General features: G+C 63.1%; 8 protein-coding genes. 3 read left to right on the top strand and 5 right to left on the bottom strand.

The features are described 5' to 3' along the window. Window positions 1-431: 431 nt before the first annotated feature. Complete coding sequence (locus tag IH881_08380; GenBank protein MCH7867703.1) at window positions 432-1,331, bottom strand: S-adenosylmethionine:tRNA ribosyltransferase-isomerase; 900 nt, start codon at window positions 1,329-1,331, stop codon at window positions 432-434. Window positions 1,332-1,333: 2 nt separating this feature from the next. After that, window positions 1,334-2,644 carry a family 10 glycosylhydrolase gene (locus tag IH881_08375; protein ID MCH7867702.1) on the bottom strand — a complete coding sequence of 437 codons (1,311 nt, stop codon included), beginning with the start codon at window positions 2,642-2,644 and terminating at the stop codon, window positions 1,334-1,336. Between the two features lie 262 nt (window positions 2,645-2,906). Between IH881_08375 and IH881_08370 the strand changes: the two genes are divergently transcribed. Both IH881_08370 and IH881_08365 read left to right on the top strand, forming a co-directional pair. Further along, window positions 2,907-5,024 carry a transglycosylase SLT domain-containing protein gene (locus tag IH881_08370; protein MCH7867701.1) on the top strand — a complete coding sequence of 706 codons (2,118 nt, stop codon included), beginning with the start codon at window positions 2,907-2,909 and terminating at the stop codon, window positions 5,022-5,024. A 167-nt stretch (window positions 5,025-5,191) separates the two neighbouring features. After that, complete coding sequence (locus IH881_08365) at window positions 5,192-5,632, top strand: hypothetical protein (protein MCH7867700.1); 441 nt, start codon at window positions 5,192-5,194, stop codon at window positions 5,630-5,632. A 32-nt stretch (window positions 5,633-5,664) separates the two neighbouring features. Here IH881_08365 and IH881_08360 read toward each other — a convergent pair whose 3' ends face one another. The 3 genes from IH881_08360 to der form a co-directional block, all read right to left on the bottom strand. Beyond that, complete coding sequence (locus IH881_08360; protein ID MCH7867699.1) at window positions 5,665-6,549, bottom strand: FYDLN acid domain-containing protein; 885 nt, start codon at window positions 6,547-6,549, stop codon at window positions 5,665-5,667. A 439-nt stretch (window positions 6,550-6,988) separates the two neighbouring features. Next, window positions 6,989-7,753 carry a tetratricopeptide repeat protein gene (locus IH881_08355; GenBank protein MCH7867698.1) on the bottom strand — a complete coding sequence of 255 codons (765 nt, stop codon included), beginning with the start codon at window positions 7,751-7,753 and terminating at the stop codon, window positions 6,989-6,991. 122 nt (window positions 7,754-7,875) lie between these two features. Continuing rightward, the gene (der, locus tag IH881_08350; protein MCH7867697.1) at window positions 7,876-9,351 is read right to left on the bottom strand and encodes a ribosome biogenesis GTPase Der; all 1,476 of its coding nucleotides are present in this window, start codon (window positions 9,349-9,351) and stop codon (window positions 7,876-7,878) included. 264 nt (window positions 9,352-9,615) lie between these two features. Between der and IH881_08345 the strand changes: the two genes are divergently transcribed. Beyond that, the gene (locus tag IH881_08345) at window positions 9,616-10,080 is read left to right on the top strand and encodes a hypothetical protein (protein ID MCH7867696.1); all 465 of its coding nucleotides are present in this window, start codon (window positions 9,616-9,618) and stop codon (window positions 10,078-10,080) included. The last annotated feature ends 31 nt before the right edge of the window (window positions 10,081-10,111 follow it).

Here is a 10,111-nt window from a genome sequence, read left to right as displayed (position 1 = left end):
CCGACGAGGAAATCGGTCAGCCTACAGCACAGGCTATCACTGTACAAGCTATAGAAGGTGGCGAAAGATTCATCGCCCTCGGTGGCCTCGACCCCAATGGTGATCCCCTTGTGGCCACCATAACGAGCATTTCCGATGATGTTGCGCTCTTTCAATTCGATACGGGCGATCCCATTGTGCCCTTTACAGAGCTCACCACAGCTGACAACCTCGTGATTTTCATTCCTGAAGAGGGGAGCACAGAGCCTTTGTTCACCTACAAGGTTTCTGATGGCACCAGTGACTCCGATGACGCCACTGTCAACATCATCGTGGAACCGTTGAGGCTGGTGGGCAACACCCTACCTGCGGCGGAGCCCGTGTCTGTCACCACGATGCCTGATACGCCTGTCTATTTCGCTCTCCTTGGCACAGACCCCGATCAGATGCCGTTACGGGTGAAGATCGACGAGCTGACAGGTCTTCCTTCTAATGGCAGGCTGTTCAACTTCGATGAGAGCGCTGTGGATAGCATTGGTGATGCGATCACGGCTTTCGATCCCTATGTTCACGACATACAGAACCGGGTAGTCTTTGTACCCTTCGAGGGGGCGGAAGGTTCCGGCTCCGACCTGAAGGATCAACTCAGCGCGCTCGATTCCTCGGGCCTCGAGTGTTTGAAACACAGATTCGCTGAAGTGAAGGCCGGCGGTGGGTGCGGCGACGGCGCCCGACACCCGGGCGTAGATGGTCTGGTAGCGCTCGCGGTCCTGGCTTGCCCGGTCTGCATTGGGTCGGCGGATGTAGGGCGGGAGCGGGGGTTCGCCGACCGAATAGGGGTCGGCCCCGGGTTCAAAGCCGAGTACCACCTCACCGCGTTCGCCCACGCTTACGATTTCTGCCGGAAGCGACCGGTTCGCCGGACCAAACGACATACGGATTCCCGGGCGCAGGCGTCCACTCACTCTGAGCATGGCGCGATACTGCGCAGTTGCAGGCTGTGCGTCCGGGGACCCGGGCAGAGCGCCCAACAAGAGTGCCTCGACGGCGCCACCGCTTTCGCGTCGACCGCGCAGGCGGGCCGGGACGACCCGGGTCGCGTTGACGACGAGGAGATCTCCGGGTTCGAGCCGATCGGCGAGTTCGCCAAACGTCGCGTGTTCACATGAAGCTTCGCCCGCAGGGTTGGCGCGATTCAAGACCAGCAGTCGCGCCGCGTCGCGCCGTGGGCACGGCTGTTGCGCGATGCGCTCGGGAGGAAGCTCGAAGTCGTAGTCGTCGAGGTTGATCTTGAAGTTGAGGTTTACGTCGAGATCTATGGACGGATCGCTGTCGTTGGCGAGGGCGGACATGTTCAGTCGCTGGCCCCGACGGACGGCACGGCAGAAGGCGCAGTGTTGCTCGACCCGTTTGCGATCACGGAAAACAGGTTTGGCGCGGGTGCCGCGGCGTTCGCGTCATAGATCGCGTCGTAGGAGAAGAGGGCGTCACCCCCGAGTTTTGCGCGCCGAACGATTTCCAGTTGAACGCTCGCGCGCTCGGGATCGTTGTCAAACAACCAGACGCCGACCCCTGCCCAAATGCGCTGGGACTGCGATCCGCTGGCAAAGGCTTCCACCTGATAGCGCAGCAGGCGGTCGTCTTTGCTGTAGACCATCGGCACGGCGAAGTCGATCAGGCCGTCTTCGAGCCAGCGGCGCCAATCCTGAGCCAGGCTCAAGTACGCGCGATCGAGATAGGAGATCACCGCTGCCGAAAGTCGCAGCTGGGGATTGGTCTTCGAGGTCGCCTCGCCGATCTGCGCGACGAGTTCCGTGACCTTGTCCCGCCGCCAGGCATCCCAGCGGTTGGCATTGACGAGCCGGCTGGGGTCGGGGGCCGCTTCGTCAGCATAGGGCCCGCGCACTCCGGTTTCGCGTCTGAAGCGCAGGCGCGACGCCTCGCCGTAGCCAAAATCGAGCCCGACGCCAAAGCGCGAACCCGGGACAAAGGGCAGCACGCCCGGGTGGCGGATGTAGTCCAGATGCAGGCCGTCGAGCTTCGGGTAACGGAGCACGAGTTCTCGGAATACCGCGACCAGCCGTACGCTAACTCCGGGTGCGCCGGGGTCGAGGTAAATGCCGGGCGTGCCGACCCGATACCAACCGTGATCGGTGAGCGGTAGCTCGAGATCTTCGGGGTAGTCGAGGATCGAGCGGCCCCGTCGATCGACGTGGATGGCGCCGGCTCCGAGTTCTTGCAGGATCGGCGCCTGGCGATTGCGGCTCAGCGAGAGCACGTTCACCCAGGCGTGAACCCGCAGGCCCGCTCCGTGTGCTTGCGCGATCAGCAGCGCCAGCGGGTCCGCGCTGCCAGCGTCCAGGATCGCCCGGTAGGGGGCGTCGTCCGCCAGTTCAGACGCGAACCAGGCGCGGCCACCCCGGTAGACCTGAACAAAGAGATCCGTCACCTCGAGCGCCTGGGCGTCCTCGATCAATTGCTCGATTCTGGCAGGGTCTTCGAGTACCCGACGCGACCCCTCGCACAGCACCCAGAGGCCCCGGTAGCGGACATCGGCCGGGGTCTCGGGCTCGCTTTGGATGCCAGCGGGTTTTATTTCTGCATCCGGTCCAGCTCCCGAAGGAGGCCCCAAGGAGACCGCGGGCAGCCCGGCGACAGCCGCCACCGGGGTTCCGCGATCGCAGCCGAGTCCAGCGGCGATGGCACAGGCCGCCAGTGCGACTGCGAGCCGGCCAAGCGTCGGGGCACGGAGCCGCTCAGGGCGGTGTCTGCACAGTGGGGTGCGGTCGATTTTCAGGGCGTATGGGTTCAAGGTTTGGGAACCGTAACGGAGGCCCCTCGGGCCAACAATGCGGGTCGAACACGCGACTGTGCAATTGACAGCAAGAACACCTCCTGCACACTGTTGATCCATGGGGGGAAGTCGGGTGAGACGCCGCTACATCCAGCGTCGACGGTTGAGATTTGTGTGCGCGGTCTGGCTTGCCGCGTGGGTCGCACTCAGTTCGACCGAGTCCTTCTCGGCCAAGATGAAATTGACGAGTTTCAGCGCGGCCGAACGCGCGAGGCACTCCCAGGAGAGCGCCGCCGGGCTGGCGGAGCTGGTCCTGCCGTCCGACGACCCCGCCGAGGGCTTACGCTACGCGATGCAGGCCGACGATCCCATGGTGGCCGCGGCACGCTTTGCAGCGGTTTCCCGCAAGTTCGAGATCATCGCCGATCACGCGAGCCTGATGCGGACCCAAAAGCTGATCGACGCTCGGCTCTACGACGAAGCGGCCTCGGCCGTTATGGCCGCCCTCGAGCGCTTCGATAAATCCCCCCTGCGCACCGACTTTCAGGAAATTCTAGGCGCCGCCCGGGCAGCCCTTTCCGACGAAGAGGGCGCCCGCAAGGCGTGGACCCGCGGGATCCGCCTCACCCGGGACTCCGAGCGCCAGGCCGAGATGCGGCTCGCCGTGGCGTCCTCGCTCGAACGTTCGGACGAATTGGAAGAAGCACTCCGGGTCTATCGGAAAATCTGGACGCGCCACGCCAGCAGCGACCAGGCCAATCTGGCCGAGGAACGGCTGAACGCGCTGGAACTCGAACCCGGGGCCGAGGCGCGCAGCGCCGTCGATTGGCGCAAGCGCGCGGACCAGTTGTTCCGCAAACGGAACAACGCCGGAGCCCTTGCGGCCTATGACAAGGCCCTGGCGGGCACGCTCAAGACGTCCGAAGCCAACCGCGCGAAAAAACAACGCGCCCACACCCTGTTCCGCTTGCGCGAATACCCCGAGGCCGTGAAGGCGTTCAGCTCGCTGCCGCAAAACGATGATGTCCCGCTGTGGCGTGCGCGTTCCCTGGCGCGCAGCGGCGAAGTCACCCTCGCGGTAGAAGAATTTGAAAAACTCGCCAAGCAGAACAAAGGCGAGCTGAGTGTTCGCGCGACCTATCTGGCGGCTCTGTTGTTGGAGGGTCGAGGTCACGTCGAGCGCGCCGAAGAGCATTTTGATAGGGTATCACGCAACCAGGTTTCTACGGGGCTCAGCCATGCCGCCCTGTGGCGACTGGGCTGGGCGGCCTTTCGCGGACAGAAAGGGCACGAGGCCGTCGACTACTTCGACCGTCTGTTGAAACTCGAGACCGACACCATCGACCGCCTTCGCATCCGCTACTGGCGCGCACGCGCGCTCGAATCCATGGACGACTCCATCGAGGACAAAACCGCCGCCACGCTGGAGTTCACGACGATCGCCAACGAATTTCCATTCTCCTATTACGGCTGGCGCGCGCGGGACCGGATACGCGATCACGACCAACCGTCGGCAGGCGCCCGACCGGAGCCCGGCACCACCCAGCTCAGCGAGGACGACCTCGCGCGTCCAAGAATCCTGCTGGCCGCCGGGCTGCGCAAAGTGGCGGTCGAGGAAATGCGCCGCACCGGTCGCCGCGCTCGAGGGTTGGCGGATCGCCTCGCCATGGCCCAGCTATTCAGTGAAGCCGAGGAATACCACGAGGCGCTGCGGGTGATCGTGGACGCCTACACGGAAGACCTGGCGAGAGGCCCCGTGCCGCATCTGGAAGAACTCTGGTGGCACGCCTGGCCCTCGGCGTTCAAGGAACTGGTGATGGCCTCGACGCGGGCTCCGGGCAGCGTTGAGCCCGCCCTGGTCTTCGCGATCATGCGGGAAGAGAGCGGCTACCGGCCGCAGATCCTCTCGACCTCGGGTGCCAGAGGTCTGCTGCAGATCATGGTGCCCACGGGAGATCGTCTGGCCAGCCGGGTCGGTCAAGCGGACTACGATCCCGACGACCTGTTCGAGCCCGAGACCAATATCAAGCTCGGAGCCTACTACCTGACCGAATTGCTGGGGCGCTTCGACGGGCGCCTTTCGGCCTCGATCGCCAGCTACAACGCCGGCCCGAACGCGGTCGAAGGCTGGCTCGGGAAACCGGCGTCGACGGAAGACGACGTCTGGGTCGAGTCGATCCCCTACGACCAGACCCGGAGTTACGTAAAGCGCGTGCTGCGGAGCTATCACGCCTACCGCGTCCTGTACTGAGCCGGACTCTTCTCGCTAGCCTGCCGGGTGGTGAGGATTGCCGAAACCTCGCGAGCCGTTGGACGGCAACCTTGCCGGCCCCTGAAGATTGTGTCGAAATTCACTGTTGCTACCGCGGGGTTGGCCGAAAAGCGTAAGAGAATTCTCACACGCTAAGGGGCTCGAGCATGGCGAAGCGCAGACGCAAGAAGGGCGGTGGGTCGCTCCCGCTGACCGTAATTCTGTTGGTGGCCGGGACCCTCGGCGCCTGGAATTATCACCGGAATTTGGGCCTGGAGACCGAGCAGGCGGGTTCGCGTCCATTCGAGGGGTACTCGGATAGCGCGCTGGTCGATCTGGCCAACGCCTATGGTGAACAGGCCGACACGCTCGAACGCAAATACAAAGCCTCGCTCGAGACACGCAGGGGGGTGCGCGATGCCGACGGCTTGATCATGGAAAAGATTGGCGAGTTTGATCGGGTCCAGAAAATCGGAAGCGATATCCGCGTCGCAACTTCCCACGTGGCGGATTCGGAGGCGAGGCTTCGCGAGATCCGAGATGAGCAGGCCTGGCGCCGCAACGAAAGCCAGTGGTCCCTGCACCTGAAGCGACTCACGAGCATCTAGCAGCCCGTTGAAAAACCCTCCGGCCGCCTCGACTATTTGTCTTCGATGTTTTCGATTTTGACCGGATCGGCGTGGGGTTCCGGGTGCGCATCCGCATCGTCGCCACCTGTTCCGGCAACTCCCCCAGTTCCATCCGCGGCTTCCACCGCGTCAACCACGTCGGTTTCGGTACTGGCGTCCTCAAACAACTTCTCCCCACCGGCGGCACGTGCGTGTTCGCCTTCCTCGATGCTCTGCTCGCCGGTGCGGTGTGAGTCGTCGTCGTCGTAGATGGGGACCATCGGCCGCACCTTCGCCTTCCTCGCCCGCTTCTTGGGCGCCTCGGTCGGGGGCTCTTTCGGCTTGTCACGCTGATCGGTCTGGCACTTGGGGCAGACCGGCTCTTCTTTGTTGAGGTCGTAGAACTTTGCCTGGCAGCTGAAGCACTCCCACTTGTATCCGAGCTTCGGGTGAAGCGGGCCAGTGGGCTTGGCTTTGCCGCGCTTGATCGGCGGCGGTAGGGCGGCCTTGGCCGCGGCTTCCGCGGCTTTCTTTTCTGCGGCTTCCTGCTTTGCGGCGGCCTTGGCCGCGGCTTTGGCGGCAGCCTCGGCGGCCCTCTTTTGAGCGGCGGCCTTCTTGTCGGCTGCTTTCTTCTTGGCGACGATCGCTGCGGCCTTCTTCTTTGCCGCTGCCTTCTTCTTTGCGGCGGCCTTCTTCTTGGCCACTGCTTTCTTCTTGACCGCCGCCAGCTTCTTCTTTGCGGCTATTTTCTTCTTGGCTGCGGCCTTCTTTTTAGCTGCAGCTTGCTTCTTTGCCGCCGCCTTCTTCTTCGCCGATTTTATCAGCGCCTTCACGGCGGGCTTCCTGCGGGCAGGGCTCTTTTTGACCTTTGCCTTTGCTTTGGCCTTGGTCTTCGCCTTTTTTTTCGCAGGGCTCATATGCTCATTCCCAATGCAACGGGTTTGGAACTACATCGTAGGGGAGGGCCCTCGATGTGATTCCTCAGGTCCGGGGGTCGCTAGCGGCTCGCGCGCAACTTCCCGAAATCAAAATCCTTCGCAGCTCAGTTACACCGTCTGGGGGAATTTTTCCAGCGGGGAAGCAGCATAAGTTTCAAGAAATTGACAATTTGTGAGAAGGTCCGTGCAGTTTTCTGCAGCCGCGCGGGGTACGAGCTGGCTACGACTCGAAAATTGGGGGGCTAACGGTTCTGGAGCCGCAAAGCCGAGCACGCAGCGCGAGGGGAGTCTGTCTTGCTCCTGATAAGATTCTATTTGACATAATATATCTTATCGGCGGAATTTGAGGGGGCGCAGAGAGCCCCGGGGCAGCGAAAAGCATGATCTAGGGGCCTGTGGGACTCTGCCGCGGTACCCCTCAGAGCGAGCGCTTCGCCTTCAGTTCCATCAGCATGGCCTGGGTGTGCTCGGGGATTCGGAGATCGGGACTCTCCTGGGTCACGCGATCGAAGCTCACGATCGCGGCATCGGTCTGGCCCGCCTCGGCCTGACTCCGGGCGGCGTTCAGCAACGCGAAGTAGCGCAGCGGGTAACTCGCGATTTCCGAAGCTTGGAGGTGGATAGCCGCCGCGGCCGGTAGATCGCCGAGTTGCTCGTGGAGCCCTGCAATGCGTTCGAGGATGATCCCGCGCATCGCCTGGTCTTTGTCGTAGACTTCGAGCGCCTGCTGGAAACTCGCGAGCGCCCCTTCGAGGTCGTTGAGGTCCGTCTGCAGGGAACCGGCCTGGACCAGTGCGTAGCTTCCCATCTCGCTTCCCTCGTGCTCGGCGGCGAGCCCCTGGAAGCGCTTGAGGTAGTCCAACCGGGTGTTGCGTGCGATCTCGGGGTTGGCGGGTTCCGGCACATCGGTAGAACCGTAATATTCGCCGCCCATCGCGACCCTGTACTCGTTCTTTACCGCGGCGATGGCGGTCGATGCCTCGAGCTTTGCGGAGTCGATGCCGCTCGACGCCAGGGTGTAGGCCGCCGCGATCGCGAGGATTGCGCCGCCGGTGATCAGGATCGGAAGCGGATTTTCACTGATCCATTCAGCGAGGTCTCCGGAGCGCGACTCGATCTCGTCGAGGGCGGTCGAAGCCGATTCCTTGGTGGGCTTGTTCTTCTTCTTTTTCGGTACAGCCACGATCGGCGGTCTCCCTGGGTCTCGGTTGGTCTCGTTGGCTATCGCTGTGGGCCGGGGATTCTATCCGACTCCATTCAAAGCGCGACAATCTGGGCGCAGCCGGCTGCCTCTCGGCTTCGGCGTCAGCGTTTCCTCGGGCGGAAACGCAATCGGATCGAGGTTCCGGCGAAATCGAATCGTTCTCTCAGGCGATTTTCGAGGTACCGGCGGTAGGCGGTCTGGACCGATTTCGGCTGGGTGCAGAAGAACAGAAAGGTCGGCGGACGCACGCCGACCTGCGCGGCATAGAAAAACCGGATCGGCCGCCGGGCGTGACCACTTCTGCGTCCCAGCGCGGGTTCGTGGCGGCGCACCGTCTCTTGCAGCCAACGGTTGAGTTCTGCGGTCGATACCCGCCGCCGTCCCGCTTCGGCCACCTTGCGCACGGCCGGAAACAGTCGGCCCACCCGTGCACCGGTCAGCGCGGAGATGGACAGCATGGGGACGTCGGACATGAAGCGAAGCCCGTGCTCGATGTCTTCGAGAATCTTCTTGCCGGCCTCTCCTTTCACCTGATCCCACTTGTTTGCCAGCACCAGTGCAGCGCAGCCGCGGTCTCGCACCAGGCTTGCGATATGGGCGTCCTGGTCTCCAATTCCCTCTTCGGCGTCTACCAGGAGGAGTGCCACGTCCGCGCTCTGGAGTGCGCGGACGGTCATCAAGGCACTGACCCGTTCGACGCCCGCAGTGCGGCGTCCGGGGCGGCGCAGGCCAGCCGTGTCGACCAGGATGAAGCGCTGGCCATCGACTTCGAGCGCAGCATCGATCGCGTCCCGGGTGGTCCCGGGAACATCCGAAACCACGACGCGCTCCTCGCCCAGCAGTCGGTTGACCAGCGAACTCTTGCCGACGTTCGGGCGCCCGACCACCGCCACGCGAATATCCCTGGGCGGCTCGTCTTGTTCCGGCTTCGGGTCCACGTCTTCGCTGCGGTCGCCGCCGAAGTTTCCGTCGAGGGGTTCTTCCGAATAATCAGGGATCTCGTCTTCGCCCTCTCGCAGCAGCGAATGCTCGGCATTGTCGTCTTCGTCCACGATGTCGAGCGGCGCGTTGGGCAACGCTTCGACGAGTGCTTCGAGCACCTCGAAGGCGCCGCTCCCGTGCTCCGCTGAAATTGCGAACAGAGAGTCGAAGCCGAGGCTGTAGAACTCGCTAGCGCGGTCCCGGTGCTCTGGCAGGTCGATTTTGTTCACCGCCAGGGCCATGGGCTTGTCGCTGCGGCGCAAGGTGCGGGCGATGTCTTCGTCCTGGGGTAGCAGCCCCGCCTGGGCGTCGACCACGAACAAGATCGCGTCGGCCTGCTTGACCGCAGCCCGGGCCTGGCTCTGCACCTGGGCGTCGAGATCGGAGGACTCCTCGGTGTCGAGTCCAGCGGTATCGACCAGCAGAATCCGCCGCCCGAGCAGGCTGATCTCTTCGGCGATCCGGTCCCTCGTCACACCGGGCAAGTCGTGCACCAGGGCACGACGGTGACCCGCATAGCGATTGAACAGCCGGGACTTTCCAACATTGGGTCGTCCGACGATGGCGATAATGGGCAGGGGGGTGGTCTCACTCATGGGCGTTCCTGACAATAGCGGGAAGCTCCGCCCTGCCCCCTCGCTGCCAACAGAAGCGGGGACCAGGACTGACGCTTCCGGGCGCTGCAGGACCCCGGTGAGGTCGCTTGACAACCCGCTGGGCTTGCCTCTAGTTTGGCGGCTGCGGGTGCGGGGGACCCCGGTGTAATTACGTTGTTTACGGGCGGCTGACTACGGGTGGAATTGGATGCAACCGCAGAACGAAAATAAGATCCGCAGCTCGAGAGCAAATGGAGCGCAGCCGTGAGGTTTCGGTCTCTGAAAAGGTTTTGGTTCCGCCCCATGGCCTCGCTGGTCTTGCTGGGCGTGCTGCTCACTTCGGGTGTTCCCGCCCTGGCATCGACCGAAACCCTAAAGCGTTCCGTCAGCAATATCACCCAAGCCCCTCTCGATCTTGTGCTTACCCCGATGGTCGCTCTGATCTCGGTGATCGAGGGAATGCGTGAGCAGGACGATCCCGTCGCGGTTCGGGTCGCGTTTTTCATGCCCGGATATATTTGGAACGCTGGCGTGAACGTCGGTGCATCGTTCATTCGTTTCGTCACCGGTGGCCTCGAATTGATTCCGGGTGTGTTGTTGCTTCCCTTTGAAGCCGATCTCGATCCGCTGTTCTCGCCGGTATACGGCGCGGCGGCGTTGTTCGAAATGGATACACCCTGCTGTATCGACGTGAAGTTTGGCATCGACTACACCGCCGCTGCCTACTGAGTTTGCCGCGCGGGGACTGTAGCCCCAGCGC

The organism is Myxococcales bacterium (assembly GCA_022563535.1).
Taxonomy (GTDB): Bacteria; Myxococcota_A; UBA9160; order UBA9160; family UBA4427; genus DUBZ01.
The sequence above is the reverse complement of the archived record's forward strand: the minus strand, read 5'-3'. Positions and strand labels throughout refer to the sequence as shown.